Source organism: Vibrio sp. (assembly GCF_038138445.1).
Lineage (GTDB): Bacteria > Pseudomonadota > Gammaproteobacteria > Enterobacterales > Vibrionaceae > Vibrio.
The window spans coordinates 15,249-33,811 of record NZ_JAYQDQ010000021.1; the positions used below are offsets into that span (position 1 = coordinate 15,249).

Genomic DNA, 18,563 nt, shown 5'->3' on the forward strand with positions numbered 1-18,563 from the left:
TAAGACAGCTCGAACAGAGCTGCAGAGTATGTTCATGTAGGTTACTTGGTTTGCAGCGTTTTTATCGCGGCAGACAAAGCAAACTCATATCCCTGTGCACCCAAGCCACAAATAACGCCTTGTGCTCTATCTGAAAGATAAGAATGTTGGCGAAATGGCTCTCTTGCGTGCACATTGGACAAATGCACTTCAATATATGGGATCGAGACACCAAGTAGGGCATCCCTCAGCGCTACACTCGTATGTGTAAAGGCAGCAGGATTGATTATAATGAAATCCACTTTGTCAAAAGACTCATGGATTTTTTCAATCAATTCGTATTCGCGGTTTGACTGTAGGTGGTCTAGCTCGACGCCAGCGCTTTGAGCTTGCTTGGCTAATATGTCGATAATTTGTGCTAGGGTTTGAGAGCCATAGTGGTTTGGCTCGCGTAGCCCCAGCAGGTTCAAATTTGGACCATTTAAGACAAGAATGCGTGATTTGGCTGTCATTGTGCTGCTATCTTCCTACTTCATGAGACGAACTGGAATTTTCCCATATTATTGCCGACTCAGCATGAATATTTTGTCAAAATTTATGCTGAGTCTTCAAAATAGACACAGATTATAGCTAATTCATTACATTTAGCAGCAAATTACTGGTCTAATCTCCTATATCGAAAACGTAAAATTGTTATCAAGGTAACAAATTCGGCGACTTTGAATTGGACTTTGGTGTAATAGATAGGTTCCAACGAATAAAAAACCGCCACATTTGTGACGGCATTATCTTATTTAAATGTATTTCGATACAAATAGTGACGTTACGCCAGCAGAGCTTCAAAACCGGCGCTCTACTGACATATGAGCAGAATATTTATCAAAGTGTTGCTTTTTCAGCAATCAGTTTATCTACAACGCTAGGGTCAGCAAGGGTAGATGTGTCACCTAGGTTGCTGGTATCGCCAGTGGCAATTTTGCGTAGGATGCGCCGCATAATTTTACCTGAGCGAGTTTTAGGTAAAGAATCTGTCCAGTGCAACACATCTGGCGTTGCAATCGGGCCTATCTCTTTACGAACCCAATCTTTAACTTCCTTATGTAGCTCTGCACTTGGAAACTCACCATCATTGAGAGTGATGTAGGCGTAAATGGCTTGGCCTTTAATATCATGAGGGATGCCGACAATGGCAGCTTCAGCAATTTTATCGAATGCGACGAGCGCTGACTCGATTTCAGCTGTCCCCATCCTGTGACCAGACACGTTGAGAACGTCATCAACACGGCCGGTGATCCAGTAGTAGCCATCTTCATCGCGCCGTGCACCATCGCCAGTGAAGTACATGCCCTTGAAGGTTGAGAAGTAGGTTTGTTCAAAGCGCTCGTGATCTCCGTAGACGGTGCGCATTTGGCCTGGCCATGAATCGAGAATGACGAGATTTCCCTCTGCTGCTCCATCGATTATATTGCCCATATTATCGACGAGTGCAGGTTGAACACCAAAAAATGGCCGAGTAGCGGAACCTGGTTTAAGCTCAGTTGCTCCCGGTAATGGCGTAATCAGAATGCCGCCAGTTTCGGTTTGCCACCAAGTGTCAACAATGGGAGACTGAGTATTACCAATAGTTCGGTAGTACCATTCCCATGCTTCTGGGTTGATAGGCTCACCGACTGAGCCCATAATTCTCAGGCTATTACGTGATGTGTCTTTTATTGCTTCGTCACCTTTAGCCATCAAAGCCCGTATTGCTGTTGGAGCTGTGTAAAGAATATTGACTTGATGTTTATCGACGACTTGACTCATGCGATTGGTATCTGGGTAATTGGGTACCCCTTCAAATAGAATCGTTTTCGCCCCATTGGCGAGCGGCCCATAGATAAGGTAAGTATGACCAGTTATCCAGCCTACATCAGCGGTGCACCAGAAGGTTTCTCCTGGTTGGTAATCAAATACATACTTGAATGTCATCGTGGCGTAAACCAAATAACCGCCCGTCGTATGAAGTACGCCTTTAGGTTTTCCAGTGGAACCTGAGGTGTAAAGAATGAATAAAGGATCTTCAGCTTTCATTTCTTCTGGCGGGCAATGATCAGAAACAGAGGCGGTTGCTTCATGCCACCAAACATCACGTTCAGGGTGCCAATCTACGGCTCCACCAGTTCTGTTTAGTACTAAAACTTTCTCTATGGTTTTGACCTTGGGGTTGGCTAAGGCCTGATCGACATTTTTCTTGAGTGGAACGCTTCGTCCACCACGCACGCCCTCATCGGCAGTGACAATAACTTTTGCATCTGAGTCTATAATTCGCCCTGACAGTGCCTCTGGCGAGAAGCCGCCAAATACCACAGTATGAACTGCGCCAATTCGAGTACAAGCCAGCATGGCGACTGCAGCCTCAGGCACCATAGGCATATAGAGGCAAACGACATCACCTTTGCTGACGCCTTGAGCTTTTAATGCATTGGAAAAGCGGCACACTTGCTGGTGGAGTTGATTGAATGTAAGTGATGTGTCTTCAGAAGGTGAGTCACCTTCCCAGATGATGGCAACCTCGTCTCCATGCTCGGCGAGATGGCGGTCGATACAGTTTGCCGACACGTTAAGCGTGCCATCTTCAAACCATTTAATGTCTACATGGCCAGTATCGAACGAAGTGCTCTTTACTTGAGTAAAAGGCTTTATCCAGTCAACTATTTTTCCATATTCCCCCCAAAAGGCTTCTGGGTCAGTGACCGATTTTTGGTACATAGAAAGGTAGGTGTCATTATCCGCATGGGTATGGCTTTTGATGTTCTCTTTTACCGGATAAATATGGGCTTCACTCATGGTTTTTCTCCTTGTGCTCAAGTCATTGACAGTTGAGCAAGTGTCCATTTAAAACAACGTCTAGTTGTGAAAATTACTATGGCTATCACTTTCTAGTACTTGGGCCTATTCGACAATTAGACTTTAGGATGAGAGATTAGACACTAGGTGTTATGAATGTTTTGTCTTTGATTTTTTGTTTCAATATGAGTGGGTGAATTTTCACCTTTTCAGTGGATTTATCTGCTTTGTCCATCTTTGAGCTTATTTAGTGAAACGTGCAGGCTTGGTAGTCCGCCTTTTTTCAAGCGCACAAACACTAAGGCGGCGGATATGACGTCTTGCAATGCATCATGTCTGTTTCTGACTGGTAAGTCGAGGTGATGGCAGATAGCTTTCAAACTCAGATCAAAATAAGCATTCGGTAGGTGTCTAACCAGTAAATCGTAATAGATCTGACTGACTTCGATAATGGTGTTAGGCATTGGTAAACCAAGCTGGCGTTTGCAAGCCAGATCGAGGATCTTCTTATCGTAACGAATGTGATAGCCGACGAGAGGTCGATTGCCAGTAAACTCAAGTAATTTGATCATGGCTTGTTTTTCATCGAGGCCAGCTGAAAGGTCTGAATGGCGTAATTGGTGTACTTTTATTGAATCTGAGCTCAAAGATTTGGGGGCTTGGAGTTGTACTTGGAAAGATTGACTGGAAATGATTCGATTATCGACAATTTTAGTCGCGGCTATCGTTACTATTTCTGCAAGTTTGGGGTTTAATCCCGTCGTCTCGCAATCAATAGAGACATATTCTCCCTTTTTAATATGGGCAAACAAGGCTCGGTACGGAGAATCTTTGAGCTTATAATACCAATACCTACGCTGTAGCCAGTTCATTTTTAATCTCTGATTTGATAATGAAAGCTGAGAAATTGTTTAAACTTCTTAACGACATGAAGGCTATGGCGCAGCAGATCTCGTTCCGTTCTGTCAAGCCCTTCAAGTATTATATGATTGTGGGTGTGTTGCTTGTCTAGCTGCTGGCGCAGGCGAAGTGTAAACATGAGTTTTAAAGCCTGAGTAAGATTATCTGCTGTATCGGGCTCGAGGATTTTTTTTGAGCGAAGTTGTTCAATACGTTTAAATGTATTGGTGGTGTCTAACCCATGCTCAAGTGCTAGAGAACGGATACCATGAACAATAGGAAAAATCCCCCCTGCTTTAATATCAATACCTTGTTTGTCATGTTTTACATTGCCCAATAATGTCAAAGGGAGAGAAAATTGCACCGCAGGGCGAGTTAGACTTTGTAGCGCTAGCATGTTGTTGTGCATGGTAAGTTTCAGGTGATGACGAATCGGTGTGATCAGGTGCTTATTTCCCGCTACCGCATGAGCATCAGAAAAAATGGCCAGCTTCATAGCGTCATCGGCTGAGCTTGTTTTAGCCCAAAGGCTGAGTGTCTCTACCCATGTGTGCTGATTTCTCACCCATGCAGAATTATTGACCATGACGTTGCCAGGGCAAAGAGGGTAGCCTAATTGGTTGAGTGTTTTAGTCAGTTCAGCCATGACTTGACCGCATTCTGGCCAGTTAAATTCGTCTTGGATAATTAATGCGTTGTCTTGATCTGTTTTTAGGACCTGCTCCCCGCGCCCCTCCGAACCAAGAACAACTAAGCAACATTTCGACTGGATAGCTGGAGGTACAATTAATTCAAACGCTTTTTCAATGATCTGTTCATTGATTGCAGAGGTAAGCTCGAGAATAAAGTCAATATGGATCCCTTTGGTAAATAGGCTATCGACCAGTAACCTGTGGCGAATTGATGTTGTTGCCAATTCTTCCACGCTTGTTGCGCGAGCAATACTCAAAGTTAAGACATGAGAGTGGGTTGAGAAGGCACTGAGAATTTGCGTCATGTCGAGCATGCCAACCGCCTCATGACCATCAGAAACCATAAGTCGTTTAACACGATGGCGAGTCATAGTAATCATGGCGTTAAATAGAAAGTCACCTTGGTTTACCAAAAGAACGGGATAGGTTGCGACGGCACTAATAGGGGTATTGCTAGAACACTTCTCCAATATCACAGCATGGAGCATGTCAGTTCGGGTGATAATTGCAAACGGAAGTGGGTGCTGGCCTTTCTCTAAGCGGGAGTCATCATGATGTAATCTCACCAGTGCAGCGTCACAACCTGAGTCTTTAAGAGCTAGTGTCGCTTCTTGGATTGGTAGATCTGGGTTGAGAATCAGGGGAGGGTGGCATAAATTTGAGTCAACTTTAGTCAGAATAAATTCAGCTAAGTTTTTCTGTCTTTGCGCCGATTCTAGAAGTTTCTGACGCTTGGCCAATCTAGTGTCGAAATAGGCAGCGAATTGACCGTTCTCGTGGTACAACTCAACAAATATGGCCCGTGGTAAGAGGTACACTAAGGTATCTTCTAACGAGATATAATCGTGTCGAATCTTATCGCTAAATAGGGCGCGAACATCAAAGATATCATCATGGATGTAATGAGCAAAAATCTCGTTCCCATCCGCACTTCTCTCTTCAACAAGCCCTTTGATAATAACATGTAGGTAATGACTTTCATCGCCTGTTTTTAATAGGGGCTCATTATTGCGAAAATACGCAATATCCAAAGAGCCTAACAGTGTGTTTTTTTGGTTTTCGTTTAGGCAATTGAAAGGAGGTAAGTCAATGTTAAACTTTTCTGGCACCATTAGCCTCAAACTAGATAAGTAAGCCCTGGCCAAGTTTGACAACTTTACTGTTTGTTGCCAGACGACTTTGGTCGAATACTGGTTAGTCGAGAGGTTACCCGGAAAAGAAAACTTATAAAATATTCCCTTTTATTGACCTGATAAATAGGGATAATGTCGCATCAGATTTCATATTCTTTCCGAGGCGGATATGTTGACCACTTCTCCTTTTCATTGGACATCTCAGTATTTCATTGGTTTTTTCTTTGCCTACGGTGTGTATCTACCCTTTTGGGCATTATGGTTTGAAGACCAGGGCGTTTCAGCCACTGATATCGGTTTGTTAGTTGGTATTGGCTTTGCTACCCGTTGTGTCGCTAACATGGTCATTACGCCACGGATTCACAAGGTGGAGCAGTTTATGCCTGCTTTGCGCTGGTTAAGTATTGCCGCGCTTCTATTTGTGATGTTCCACTTTTTCGCGACAACCAGCTTTTGGTTAATGGCTCTAGCTACTGTGTTATTCAATCTATGTTTCGGTCCCATTGTGCCGCTTTCCGATGCAATAGCTAATTACTATGCACGGATAAAAATGATTGATTATGGTCGGACTCGTCTGTGGGGATCTGTCTCCTTTATTGTTGGGTCAACGGTTGTGGGTTATTTAGCCGCTGAGTTTGGCAGTGAGATGATTTTGTATACTGCAGCTGCAGGTATGCTATGCGCTATTTTATTTGCTATGCGTAGTATTAAGCCCATGCCGAAAACAGTAGAAAAAGAGGCTGCGTATCGTCCTAAACTTGGAGACATGCTCAAAGATATCTCAGTTGTTAAATTCTTGGCTTTGGTTGCTCTTATTCAAGGAAGCCATGCAGCTTATTATGGTTTTAGTGCAATTTACTGGAAAGAAGTCGGGCATGCTGAAGATACGATAGGGTATCTGTGGAGTTTAGGTGTGGTTGCAGAAGTCGCTGTATTTGCTTTTAGCAAAAGGTTATTTACCGGCTGGTCATTAAGAACGCTTTTTGTCGTTGCTTCAGTTGGCGTTGCTGTTCGATGGGGGCTAACTGCGTCAACAACTGCGCTTTCAGGCCTTATCGTAATTCAGCTCCTACATGGGGTGACCTTTGGCCTTGCTCATATTGCTGCCATTCAATATATTCAACATTCTGATGTTAATAGAATTGTTGCCTTGCAAGCACTCTATAATGCCATTCCTTTAGGAGCGGTTATTGCATTGCTTACAGCCTTGTGCGGTTGGGGCTATGAATATTGGGGGGCGAATGTGTTTTGGATTATGGCTGCAATGGGTATCGTGGCCTTGTTTATACATGTTGAGCCTTACCGTGGGCAATGCTCTGTTATGGATACTGAAGCACAGAATTGAATACAACCAATTGAGTTAAGTTGGTATAGTGAGTTAAATAAGCCTCTCCTAATAGGAGAGGCTTTTTTATTTTCAGCCTCCTACTCCAGTAGGTGGTTTTCATTATGTCCAATGAGCTGGACAATCACAGAGAATGAGGAAAACGGATGCAAGCCTGGCTGGTGATCGCCGTATCATTGACATACCTCGGATTTCTATTTTTCATTGCTTGGTATGGGGATCGAAAGTCCAGTTGGTTGGCGCATTGGCGCCCTATAATCTACAGTTTATCGATTACCGTGTACTGCACATCTTGGATATTTTATGGCACGGTTGGACAAGCAAGCGCTAATCCATGGTCTTTTGTGCCTCTTTACCTCGCACCTATCCTTGTGTTTGCCGTTTTTTGGCGAGTACTAGCACGCCTGTTAATTACTGCTAAACGTGAAAATATCACTTCAATTGCCGATTTTATTGCGGCTCGTTATGGGAAGTCGCAAGGCTTGGCTGCTGTTGTGACCATTATTGCTGTTGTTGGTATTTTGCCATACATAGCTTTGCAGTTGCGTGCGATAACTATGGGTCTTGAGCTGATTTCTCCAGACCTATTCACAATGGTGACGACGCAGGGTATTGATGTCTCATGGTTTGTCATGGCTGCTTTGGCGATGTTTACTGTCTTGTTTGGTACGCGTCATATTGATAGTACTGAGCATCATCGCGGTATGATGAAGGCAATAGCGTTTGAGTCCCTGATTAAACTGGGTGCCTTTCTGACTGTAGGCTGTTTCATTTTATTTATTTCGTTTGAGCGTAGCGATATTCAACTGTTGTCAATTGCAGAGAAAACCTATCAGTCTCCTAATCTTGCCACTTTTGTTATTCATACTGTACTAACCATGTTGGCGATATTATGTTTGCCTCGCCAATTTCATACCATGGTAGTGGAGAATGAACGAGCACAAGATTTACGATTGGTTCGCTGGGTTTTTCCTCTCTATCTGTTGTTGATGGCTATGTTTGTTTTACCTATTGCTTGGGTTGGACAAGAAATTCTAAGTAGTACAAGCCCAGACACTTATATGATTAGTTTACCCATGGCTCTCGGTGCGGAAAATATTGCTTTAATTGCTTTTCTAGGAGGGACCTCAGCGGCTTGTGGTATGGTGATTGTTTCTACGATTGCCTTAGCAATTATGATGTCAAATGATCTAGTCTTGCCTTTGCTACTGCGACGGACGAGGTTAGCTCAACACAGACACCGCCACTTTTCTAACTCGCTTTTGATAGTTCGCCGTGGCCTTATTATCGTTCTGCTTCTCGGTGCCTGGACCTTTTATCATGTTCTAGGAAACGTTCATTCTTTATCGACGATCGGTTTCCTTTCTTTCGCTGCTGTTGCTCAGTTTGCTCCAGCAATACTGGGTGGAATGTATTGGCGAAAAGGAAATCGTAACGGTGTTTATGTCGGATTAGGCTTAGGCTTCTCTGTTTGGTTAATGACGCTTTTGAATCAGATGCCGGGAGTGTTCGGTGGAGAGATAAATAGTCAGATCATCACTTGGCTGATCACACCTCCTGGTCTGGTTTTACCATTCAGTATACAAAGTGCCGATTGGGGCATGATACTGAGTTTACTATTTAATGCCTCTGGCTATTTATTTGTTTCTTTGTTTACACGAACAAGTTTAAGTGAACGCCTGCAGTCTGGAACTTTCATTGGTTCCCCATCTGCGGAAAGTGACAATATTAGTCTCTATCAAAGTAAGGTGACCATTGGTGAACTAGAAATGTTAGCAGCACGTTTTGTTGGCAGTCAGCGTGCTAGGGCTGCTTACGAGCAGTATGGACAGGACTATGGTCAGCCAGTTATTTCTAGCCATCAAGCGCCACCTAATCTGATACGTCATACGGAAAGGCTATTGGCTGGTGTGTTTGGCTCTTCTTCTGCCAAGTTGGTTTTAACCTCGGCTCTACAAGGCCGAAATATGCAATTGGAAGAGGTAGCTACAATTGTTGATGAAGCATCGGAGCTGTATGACTTTAGCCGAGGTATGCTTCAGGGGGCAATTGAGCATATTGGTCAAGGTATTGCCGTGGTCGATAAGCAGCTGAGGCTAGTGGCATGGAACAGGCGTTATCTGGAATTATTTAACTTTCCAGCCAAGTTTATACAAGTTGGCAGGCCTATTGCTGATGTCATTCGGCATAACGCTAGGCAAGGTCTATGTGGCCCCGGCGATCCAGAAGAGCATGTTCGTCGGCGCTTATACCATCTCAATAAAGGGACCAAGCACACTTCTTCAAGAATTCGACCAGATGGAAGGGTAATTGAAGTTCAGGGTAATCCTATGCCGGGTGGTGGTTTTGTAATGAGCTTTTCTGATATCACGGTTTTTCGAGATGCAGAGAGAGCATTAAAAGAGGCAAACGAAAGCTTGGAAGAGCGTGTTCATCAAAGAACTCATGAACTGGAACAATTGAACCGATGCTTGGTATCGGCAACCCAGCGTTCTGAGCATGAATCTAAATCCAAATCACGTTTTTTAGCCGCAGTTAGTCATGACTTGATGCAGCCCCTAAATGCTGCGCGTCTATTTGCTTCTTCGCTGTCGGAAACGGCGAAAGAGAAAGAAACTCAGCGTTTGTCTCGGCATATTGAAACCGCCTTGGAAGCTGCGGAAGACCTGATAGGCGATCTTCTTGACATATCTCGGCTGGAGTCAGGGAAGCTCGATGTTAATGTACACGGATTTGCGGTGAGTGATGTGCTATCAAATCTTGATGCTGAATTTAGTGTACTCGCACAGCAGCAAGGAATTCAGTTTGACACGGTACATAGTAAACTTGTGGTTTTGTCTGATGCGAAATTATTGCGTCGAGTTGTACAAAACTTTTTAAGTAATGCTTTTCGATATAACCCAAAAGGAAAAGTTGTTTTGGGAGCTCGGCGACTAGGGGAAAAAGCCCGGATAGAGGTGTGGGACAATGGCGTTGGAATAACTCCAGATAAACAGCAGGAAATTTTTGAGGAGTTTAATCGAGGTAATCAGGCTCGCTTTGACCAAGGTCTTGGCCTTGGGCTAGCTATATCGAAAGGGATTGCACATGTTCTAGGGCATGAAATATCAATGCGTTCATGGCCTGGTAAAGGAAGTGTATTTTCAATCACTCTCAATCGAGGGATATATTTGGCTAAGGAAAAACCCCACTCTCAGCCTCAGCTAGATACGACGCTTTATCAGCTAAATGTTTTATGTGTTGATAATGAGCCTGATATTTTAACTGGTATGGAAAACCTGCTGGGACGTTGGGGATGCAATGTTCGTACTGCTACTGATATTTTATCTGGCTTAAAATGCCTTGAACAAGGCTGGAAACCTGATGTCATTCTATCGGACTACCGACTCGACAATGGCAGAACAGGACTTGAGGTTCTGCAGCAATGTCGGTTGAGGCTAGGTAACCGGTTTGAAGGTATCATCATTAGTGCCGATAGAACCCAAGATATGATGGATGGTATTCACTCCAATGGCTTTCACTTTATCCCCAAGCCAGTTAAGCCCCTTAAGCTTAGAACTTTATTAAATCGTGTCTCTGAGAAAGAGGCGCTAAGAGCCCTAGAGTGATGTTTTATTTTGTAAATAATGTTTCGTGTTTAACAAAGGCTGTTTGAGTTTCGCCATAGTACAAGCTGCCTTCGGCTAGAACAACAACCCTTAGCCAGCTGTCTGCTGAGGAGGGTTTTGGCAAACTAATGTGCCAATGTTGACCAGTGTTATCTAAAGGTTTCATGTTTGTGGGTGGAGTATTTTGCTCTTGATGATCGACCAAAGACAGTTTGACATCACTAAGCGTATGTTTTGCAGATAGCTTAAGCCCAAGTTGACTATCGGTTAGACTTTCGGCGTGAAATCTAATTGTAAAGTCACCATTTTTCATATCACATAGACCACTGGTATAGCGGCAATTGGACAAACTTATCATCTTATAACTTTGACCTTTTATCGCTGCATGCGGCTTTTCGCTTACCACCATATCTGTCGCGAAATAAGCAATAATTGAGAGGATAGGAGTGATCAGAAGGGCAGCGATAAAGTGCTTGTTTCTTAACATTCTAGATTCGTTCTTTAAGGTAATAGTCTAAGTGTCATTGAATTTTAGCATGGATAAAGCCCCTCCAAAGAGGGGCTGGTCAATTAGTGGCTGACAGCACTACCAGCGCCAACTGGGACGCGGACATGTTCCACTAAGTCTTTTACTTCTTGAGGTGTTTCTGCCGTTACTTTGGACACCGCGAAGGCGACAATAAAATTAAATACCGCACCGATAGCACCGAAGGCGTTAGGCTCTATGCCTAAGAACCAATTGTTACCCAAGCTTTGCAGATACTTCCAGTCGGCGACAAATAAGATGCCTTTATGTTGGAAAACATAAAATAGCGTAATTGTTATGCCAGTGATCATGCCTGCAATGGCACCTTCTTTATTGATGTTTTTACTAAATATCCCCATCATCAATGCAGGAAAAATAGAAGACGCAGCTAAACCAAAGGCTAGGGCGACTGTCCCGGCAACAAATCCCGGAGGGTTGAGACCAAGATACCCTGCTATTGCGATAGCGGCTCCCATAGAGGCTCGGCTAATAAGCAGTTCCTTCTTTTCTGAAATGTTAGGGTTTATCACTCCCTTGATTAGATCATGAGATATGGCTGAAGAGATTGCGAGTAGCAGACCTGCGGCAGTCGATAGTGCCGCTGCTAAGCCACCAGCAGCGACTAGCGCAATGACCCAGTTAGGCAGTTTGGCAATTTCAGGGTTAGCCAATACCATAATATCTTGGTCGACTTGGAGCTCATTGGTCTTAGAGTCCGAAGTATATTGTATGTTGCCGTCGCCATTTTTATCATCAAAGCCCAATAAACCAGTTTTCTCCCAGTTCTTAAACCAATCTGGCCTCTCATCGTAGGCAAGGTTTTGACCTGAAGTTGGGGTAACGGTATCCATTAGGTTGAGTCTTGCCATGGCAGAGACTGCTGGTGCAGTGGTATATAAAATGGCAATAAAAACCAAAGCCCATCCTGCGGAAGTTCGAGCATCTCTTACTTTGGGTACAGTAAAGAAACGAATGATAACGTGAGGTAAGCCTGCGGTGCCTATCATTAGCGACATGGTGTAGACAAACATATTGAGAGTATCGCCTCGCACCTGAGTCGTGTATTGGCTAAAACCTAGCTCAGTCACGACTTGATCTAGGCGGTCAAGTAGATAAATATCGCTGCCAGCCATTGTACTACCTAAACCAATTTGAGGGATTGGGTTGCCGGTTAACTGAAGTGATATAAAAATAGCTGGAATGGTATAGGCTAGAATGAGCACGCAGTACTGCGCTATTTGTGTATAGGTAATCCCCTTCATTCCGCCTAAAACGGCGTACATGAAAACAATACACATACCGATCAGTAACCCTGTAGAATAATCCACTTCAAGGAAACGACCAAAGGCAATACCTACACCTTTCATTTGACCGATAACATAAGTAACTGAAGCAATGATTAGGCAGATAACAGCAACTATACGTGCAGCATTTGAGTAAAAGCGCTCGCCCAAGAATTCTGGAACTGTGAATTTGCCAAATTTACGCAAGTAGGGTGCCAGTAAAAGGGCTAGTAGTACATATCCTCCAGTCCACCCCATGAGAAATACTGACCCTCCATAACCCATAAAAGCGATCAGCCCAGCCATGGAGATAAAAGAAGAAGCAGACATCCAGTCGGCCGCAGTTGCCATACCATTTGCGATAGGGTTGACTCCACCACCAGCGACATAGAATTCTTTCGTTGATCCAGCACGAGCCCAAATGGCGATGCCGATATAGAGGAGAAAGGTGGCGCCAACGATAAGGTAAGTTGTAGTTTTTAGATCCATCTAGATAATTCCTTATTCGTCAACGTTGAACTCTCGGTCAATTTGCCGCATTTTCCACGCATAAAAGAAGATGATACCGAGAAATGAATAGATGGAGCCTTGCTGAGCAAACCAGAAGCCTAATTTGTATCCACCGATCTGAAATTGATTAAGTTGGTCGACAAATAAAATTCCGCAACCAAATGAAACAAAAAACCAAATTACCATTAAGGTAATCATGAGCCTTACGTTTTTATTCCAATAGGCTTTGGCGCGTTCCTGACTTTCAAATGCCATGACTGCCTCCTTATGATTGGTTGTAAATAAAATGTTGCGTAAATACCTTACCAACTGAAGTGTTGAAGCGCTTTTCAACTTTAGTCGTGTTAAAAAACAAAAAAAGCGCCATTATAATAGGCGCTTATGAGTATTTTTCTGAGTGATGGTTTGTTGGTTAAGACCAAAGTCTAATAGTCACTTAACAGCTCGCTTAGGGGATTAGCCAAGGTAAAAGTCTTTTATACCTAATAACAAGTTATTGAGCGCCACTGCCGCAAGAATTAACCCCATAACTCGGCTTATAATGGCGGCGCCAACATTGCCGATCCATTTCTGGATATGAGTTGCCCCCAGCAATAGGATTAGCGTGATAAGTAAAACACCAAGCATAACCGACGCTGTCACTACTTGGTCTGCCACTGAGTATCTATGGTTATCAGTCAGCATTACAATCGCCATCATGGCGCCTGGAGAAGCGATTGAGGGGATTGCTAATGGGTAAACAGCCAAGTCGGCAAGATCAGAGTGACTGACTTCTTCAGATATTTTAGTTTCTTGTTCAGGTTTAGACTCACCAAAGATCATAGTCAATGCAAACAAGAGTAGCACTAGCCCTCCTGCTGCTTGAAAAGCCGGTAGAGGAATTTGCATTGCATCAAGTAGCAACTGTCCAACAAGCAAGAAAAACAGCAGAACCCCAGCAGAAATGCCTACTGCTTTTAATGCCACTAAACGACGCTGTTTAGCGGTGAGATGTTGCGTTTGAGATAGATAAACTGGGACAGAACCTACGGGATCGATGACGGCCCAGAGCACGACAAATTGAGTGAATAATACGCTAAGCAATATTTTGACTCCCAGAGTTGGTTAAACAGAGGGATGGATATATCGATTCTGTGATCGATGAAAGTATCTTAGCAGATAAATAACATCAATAGTGAAAAAACGTTAGGAATATTCATATTCTCGTTGTTGGAGTAAAATAACTGCTTGAGTTCTATTTTTTACATTTAACTTACGAAAAATAGCAGTCATATGGGCTTTTATTGTTGCTTCAGATACATTTAACTCATATGCGATCTGTTTGTTTAGCAGTCCATCAGACAACATTGTGAGGACTTTATACTGTTGTGGGGTCAAAGTTGCTATTTTTTCGGTTAACTCGTTATTAATCTTGTATTCGTTTGCGTATTCAGGAAAGAAAGGCTCTCCGTTTAATACTTGGTTTAATGCGTTTAGAAGCTCACGCATATCGCTCGATTTAGGGATAAAACCAAATGCACCATGGTTTCTAACTTGTGTGATCACTGAAGGCTCTTCACTGGCAGAAATAACAACTATCGGCAGTTCTGGGTATTCTGCGCGCAACTGTATTAATCCTGATAGGCCATTAGTGCCGGGCATTTTAAGATCTAATAGCAGTAAATCAGGCTCTTGTTCTTTGCTCAAAACCGTGAGTAAGCCGTTAAGCGAGTCAGCTTCAATCAAGTTCGCACCACTTACTGCCATATGTACCGACTGAAACAGTGCATTACGAAATAGCGGGTGATCATCAGCGATAATAATGGTGTAAGTCGAATCCATGGTATTGAAATCGTATCAATGAAAGGTTGGCTTAACTGGATTATTGTCGGCTTTGAGGTAGTGGACAATCTCTATGCATAAAAACTCTGAACTATATCGGGTTTTCTTCGCAATCAAGAAGATACCTTGATAAGACCGCCAGCCTAAGGGCTAGCGGTGAATCTATGTGAGGTTATAAGCGATGAGTATCAAGATGTTGTAAAAATGGCTCAGCAGGCATAAATCCAGTGATTCTTGCACTCGGGATATGTTGGCCGTTTGCATCCCAAAACTCGATTGTGGGAAGGCCGAGCACCTTCATTTGTTCAAGTAGTTCAATGTCTTGCGGTAAACTTTTCGTGACATCGGCTTGGAGTAATACAAAGTCTTTCAGTTTGTTTTCCACATCGGATTGATGAAAAGTGTACTTCTCAAATTCCTTACAAGCCACGCACCAATCCGCATAAAAGTCGAGCATCACAGGTTTACCAGCCAGTTTGGCTTGTGCCAGTTGTTGATTAAGCTCTGCCACAGTTGCTATGCGAGTGAATTGGATACTTGGCTGAGACTGTTCCGTATGCCCACCAAGCCAATAATTTAAAGCAGGCTGTGCAGAGACTAATAGACCGAGTATCGCAATGATTCCGATGGCGCTTTGTTTCCAGCTGCCTAATGGTAACGAGCTTTTGATGTGGTATAGCCAAGCAAATGCTGCCAGGCCAAGTGCTGACCACAACCCTGTTGCCCAAACTTCAGGCAGGATGCGCTCAAGTAGGAATATGGGCGCAGCAAGGAGAATAAAACCGAACAGAGTTTTAACCCTATCCATCCAGTTACCTGCTTTAGGTAGAAGTTTGTTACCAAATACCGCAACCAGCATCAAAGGGATCCCCATACCTAGTGCTAGTGCATATAAGGCGACAGCTCCTGTGACTAGATCGCCACTTTGAGCGACGTAAAGTAAAGCGCCAGAAAGCGGAGCAGTGGTGCATGGAGAACAAACCAGCCCTGATATGGCACCCATTGCAAACACACCAAGTGAATTTCCACCTTGCTGTTTATTGCTTAAGTTATTGAGCCAAGTCTGAACACCGCTGGGTAGTTGAATGGTGTAGGCTCCAAACATTGACAAGGCTAACGCGACAAACAGGACGCTTAAACCAATCAGCACATAGGGGTGCTGCATCGCTGCTTGAAATTGTAGTCCTGCAGAAGCGACGACTAAGCCAAGTAGGGTATAGGTAAGGGCCATGCCTTGCACATAAATAAAAGCAAGCCCTAGTGCTCTACCATGATTGAGCTTACCGCTACCAAGTACAATGCTAGTGAGAATGGGATACATGGGTAAAACGCATGGAGTAAAGGCAAGCCCTATACCAAGTGCTAAGAAAAGCAGTGGAGTCCACCAGTCATCGCTTAAGCTGGTGGCTAGATTCGATTCTTGCGATGTGAGTGGTGGCTTGCTGTCATCCGCTTTAGCTGGCGCTAGATTAGTTTGACTTGTTGAGTTTAGAGTATCGACACTTGGAGCGTTAAAAGGCGTTAAATCCACTACGCGAGTTTCTGGTGGGTAACAGAAACCAGCCTCCGCACAGCCTTGGTACTGCACAATCAGACGAGCACCATCTTGATAATTAGTCAGAGGCACTTCAATAAATAAAGGTTCGGTATAAATATTAACTTCACCGAAAAACTCGTCTTGGTGTGGTGTGCCATCCTTTATGTCTAGTGTATTGAGCTTAACGTTTTCACCGCTAATAGATAACTTATCTTGGTAGAGGTAATAGCCCTTTTTGACCTGCCAATCGAGAAACACGCGGTTGTCTTGTTGATAGGCATTGAATGGGAAGGCTTCGTCGACAGGGACAAAGGTATTAGCTTGATTACCAAAGCTGGGAGTCGATTGGGATTGCTCAAAAAGCGCCAAACTAGGCGCTGAAAAAATAGTCATAGAGAGCAAAACAAGCGATAAAATGGCACGCATACAGAAGTCACTTAAGTCAAATTTTGTTCATTTTAACTCAATCAGACAGAGAAAAGTGGCATTAAGTTTCAAGCTTGGTGAAATATTTATTTTATCAGATAGTTAGGCTATTCCTAACCTAGCTCTAACCACTCTTTCTGTTTCATCAATTTGTTGTATGTCTTTAGGGATCACCAAGACAGTATCGTTTCCTCCAACCGTACCAAGAATATCAATATGTGGGTCAATATCGACAAGCCGAGCGACCAGTTGGGCACTGCCTGGGTGTGTTTTCACTACGACCATTGACTGGTTATGAGTAATAAGTTCAATTTGAGAGGAAATAGAAGATTCAATACGCACTGGCGCGGTTTCTACTGTGATGCAGTAGACCTTTTTACCACAAGCGTTTTGGACTTTGACTACGCCAAGCTGTGATAATAAACGCGAGACAGTGGATTGGCTAATACCAACAAACCCGACATCAACCAGTGCTTCTCTAAGATCATGCTGAGTAGCAAAGCTTTGTTGCTGGAGAAGCCTTTTACAGGCAGTAACTAGGGTTTTGTCTTCATTTTCTTCAACTGAGTGTGGGCTTAGAGTTTCACTCATGAGAACTCCTCAAAAAGAATGATGTAAAGTATTTTTCCCTATGGTTTATAGTGCTTCAGTCCTTTGAAGTACCTTAATTTTTCTATTGCCACTTCTATGGTGGCTTTGATATCTGCTCATAGTACCACCAAATATAGTGTGTCTTTTTGAAAGGGATCACCAAACAAACAACGGAATTTTATGATAGGTTTATTGGTAGCTGAGGGGATGCTTTAGGTGTAGCCAGTATTTATGGTTGAGCCGTGTTCTGGTAAAAAAAGAGGTATGGCTCTAACAGGAAAATCCATACCTCTCATTGGGTTACAATCGGTAGATTAATCTCCTAAGGTTGCGACCATCACAGCTTTAATGGTGTGCATCCGGTTTTCTGCCTGATCAAAAACAATCGAGTAGTCTGATTCAATCACTTCATCTGTGACTTCACATCCTTGTTTTAGCTCAGAGTGCTCACCAGCCAATTGTTTGCCCACTTTGGTGTCCTCACCGTGAAATGCAGGCAGACAGTGCATAAACTTCACATGTGGATTTTGAGTCGCTTTGAGGGTTTGCATATTGACCTGATAAGGCAACATTAATGCAATACGCTCTGCCCAGGCTTCTTTTGCTTCTCCCATTGACACCCAAACATCGGTATAAAGGAAGTCGCAACCAAGCACGCCTTCATTAATATCGTCGGTTAAGGTGATTTTTGCTCCAGTTGTTTGTGCTATTTCACGGCACTGTGCGACTAAAGTTTCTTGTGGCCAAAATTGTTTCGGCGCTACAAGGCGGATATCCATGCCCATTTTGGCCGCTCCGACCATAAGAGAGTTACCCATGTTATTGCGGGCATCTCCCAGGTAGGCAAATGTCATTTGGTGCAGGTGCTTACCACGGCCATGCTCCATCATGGTTAAAAAGTCAGCTAGTATTTGGGTTGGGTGAAATTCATTCGTCAGTCCATTCCAGACAGGTACACCGGCATAGGAGCCCAACTCTTCGACGATCTCTTGGCCAAAGCCTCTATATTCAATTCCATCGTACATGCGCCCTAGCACTCTGGCGGTGTCTTTCATCGACTCTTTGTGGCCAATCTGAGATCCTGTTGGACCTAAATAAGACACTTGTGCACCTTGGTCGAAGGCCGCGACTTCAAAAGCGCATCGAGTGCGAGTTGAAGTTTTCTCAAAAATTAAGGCGATATTCTTACCTTTCAACCTAGGTTGCTCATAGCCATTATATTTGGCCTTTTTTAGCTCTATCGATAGATCGAGAAGATGTTGAATCTCTCTTGGAGTGAAATCGAGAAGTTTTAGGAAGTTGCGGTTACGTAGATTGAAAGCCATGGTGTATTCCTTATTGTTCGACGAGCGCTCTGTTAATGATCAGGCGCAGTGATTAACTTAT

Annotated in this window: 13 protein-coding genes and 1 pseudogene; 2 read left to right on the forward strand and 12 right to left on the reverse strand. The window is 43.6% G+C overall.

All coding sequences use genetic code 11. The annotated features are described in order from the left end of the window. Positions 1–41: 41 nt before the first annotated feature. The 4 genes from aroQ to AAFM34_RS08060 form a co-directional block, all read right to left on the reverse strand. A complete protein-coding gene (gene aroQ / locus AAFM34_RS08045) occupies positions 42–491 on the reverse strand; it encodes a type II 3-dehydroquinate dehydratase (protein WP_341661699.1) in 450 nt (149 codons plus the stop codon). Between the two features lie 367 nt (positions 492–858). Next, complete coding sequence (acs, locus tag AAFM34_RS08050; protein WP_341661701.1) at positions 859–2,805, reverse strand: acetate--CoA ligase; 1,947 nt, start codon at positions 2,803–2,805, stop codon at positions 859–861. A 218-nt stretch (positions 2,806–3,023) separates the two neighbouring features. After that, the gene (locus tag AAFM34_RS08055) at positions 3,024–3,677 is read right to left on the reverse strand and encodes a 3'-5' exonuclease (protein WP_341661703.1); all 654 of its coding nucleotides are present in this window, start codon (positions 3,675–3,677) and stop codon (positions 3,024–3,026) included. Positions 3,678–3,679: 2 nt separating this feature from the next. Beyond that, positions 3,680–5,506: a putative nucleotidyltransferase substrate binding domain-containing protein gene (locus tag AAFM34_RS08060; protein WP_341661754.1), complete on the reverse strand. Its 1,827-nt coding sequence runs from the start codon at positions 5,504–5,506 to the stop codon at positions 3,680–3,682. Between the two features lie 193 nt (positions 5,507–5,699). Here AAFM34_RS08060 and AAFM34_RS08065 point away from each other — a divergent pair, with 193 nt between their 5' ends. Together AAFM34_RS08065 and AAFM34_RS21005 are read left to right on the forward strand one after the other, a co-directional pair. After that, on the forward strand, positions 5,700–6,875 hold the full coding sequence (locus tag AAFM34_RS08065) for a 3-phenylpropionate MFS transporter (protein WP_341661705.1): 1,176 nt from the start codon (positions 5,700–5,702) through the stop codon (positions 6,873–6,875). A 1,577-nt stretch (positions 6,876–8,452) separates the two neighbouring features. Beyond that, positions 8,453–10,483: pseudogene (locus AAFM34_RS21005) on the forward strand (PAS-domain containing protein); the annotation flags it as partial. Positions 10,484–10,487: 4 nt separating this feature from the next. Here the strand turns inward: AAFM34_RS21005 and AAFM34_RS08075 are convergent. The 8 genes from AAFM34_RS08075 to argF form a co-directional block, all read right to left on the reverse strand. Beyond that, complete coding sequence (locus AAFM34_RS08075) at positions 10,488–10,970, reverse strand: hypothetical protein (protein WP_341661709.1); 483 nt, start codon at positions 10,968–10,970, stop codon at positions 10,488–10,490. Positions 10,971–11,053: 83 nt separating this feature from the next. Further along, positions 11,054–12,781, reverse strand: coding sequence for a sodium:solute symporter family protein (locus tag AAFM34_RS08080; RefSeq protein ID WP_341661711.1), 1,728 nt, complete (start codon positions 12,779–12,781; stop codon positions 11,054–11,056). A 12-nt stretch (positions 12,782–12,793) separates the two neighbouring features. Then, positions 12,794–13,057, reverse strand: a complete 264-nt coding sequence (locus tag AAFM34_RS08085; RefSeq protein ID WP_341661713.1) for a DUF4212 domain-containing protein — start codon at positions 13,055–13,057, stop codon at positions 12,794–12,796. A 201-nt stretch (positions 13,058–13,258) separates the two neighbouring features. Continuing rightward, positions 13,259–13,885, reverse strand: a complete 627-nt coding sequence (locus tag AAFM34_RS08090; RefSeq protein WP_341661715.1) for a MarC family protein — start codon at positions 13,883–13,885, stop codon at positions 13,259–13,261. Between the two features lie 102 nt (positions 13,886–13,987). Further along, positions 13,988–14,623, reverse strand: coding sequence for a response regulator transcription factor (locus tag AAFM34_RS08095; protein ID WP_341661717.1), 636 nt, complete (start codon positions 14,621–14,623; stop codon positions 13,988–13,990). Positions 14,624–14,795: 172 nt separating this feature from the next. Beyond that, positions 14,796–16,586 (reverse strand): protein-disulfide reductase DsbD, encoded by a 1,791-nt coding sequence (locus AAFM34_RS08100; RefSeq protein ID WP_341661718.1) that lies wholly within the window; start codon positions 16,584–16,586, stop codon positions 14,796–14,798. Between the two features lie 102 nt (positions 16,587–16,688). Continuing rightward, a complete protein-coding gene (locus AAFM34_RS08105; protein ID WP_341661720.1) occupies positions 16,689–17,177 on the reverse strand; it encodes an arginine repressor in 489 nt (162 codons plus the stop codon). A gap of 314 nt (positions 17,178–17,491) precedes the next feature. Further along, the gene (argF, locus tag AAFM34_RS08110; RefSeq protein WP_341661722.1) at positions 17,492–18,502 is read right to left on the reverse strand and encodes an ornithine carbamoyltransferase; all 1,011 of its coding nucleotides are present in this window, start codon (positions 18,500–18,502) and stop codon (positions 17,492–17,494) included. Positions 18,503–18,563: the final 61 nt, after the last annotated feature.

Excerpts from the sequence above, each read along its gene's own strand:
- AAFM34_RS08080 (WP_341661711.1), bottom strand. The coding sequence starts at position 12,781 with ATGGATCTAAAAACTACAACTTACCTTATCGTTGGCGCCACCTTTCTC.
- AAFM34_RS08105 (WP_341661720.1), bottom strand. The coding sequence starts at position 17,177 with ATGAGTGAAACTCTAAGCCCACACTCAGTTGAAGAAAATGAAGACAAA.
- AAFM34_RS08065 (WP_341661705.1), top strand. The coding sequence starts at position 5,700 with ATGTTGACCACTTCTCCTTTTCATTGGACATCTCAGTATTTCATTGGT.
- argF (WP_341661722.1), bottom strand. The coding sequence starts at position 18,502 with ATGGCTTTCAATCTACGTAACCGCAACTTCCTAAAACTTCTCGATTTC.
- aroQ (WP_341661699.1), bottom strand. The coding sequence starts at position 491 with ATGACAGCCAAATCACGCATTCTTGTCTTAAATGGTCCAAATTTGAAC.
- AAFM34_RS08075 (WP_341661709.1), bottom strand. The coding sequence starts at position 10,970 with ATGTTAAGAAACAAGCACTTTATCGCTGCCCTTCTGATCACTCCTATC.
- AAFM34_RS08100 (WP_341661718.1), bottom strand. The coding sequence starts at position 16,586 with ATGCGTGCCATTTTATCGCTTGTTTTGCTCTCTATGACTATTTTTTCA.
- acs (WP_341661701.1), bottom strand. The coding sequence starts at position 2,805 with ATGAGTGAAGCCCATATTTATCCGGTAAAAGAGAACATCAAAAGCCAT.
- AAFM34_RS08055 (WP_341661703.1), bottom strand. The coding sequence starts at position 3,677 with ATGAACTGGCTACAGCGTAGGTATTGGTATTATAAGCTCAAAGATTCT.
- AAFM34_RS08085 (WP_341661713.1), bottom strand. The coding sequence starts at position 13,057 with ATGGCATTTGAAAGTCAGGAACGCGCCAAAGCCTATTGGAATAAAAAC.
- AAFM34_RS08095 (WP_341661717.1), bottom strand. The coding sequence starts at position 14,623 with ATGGATTCGACTTACACCATTATTATCGCTGATGATCACCCGCTATTT.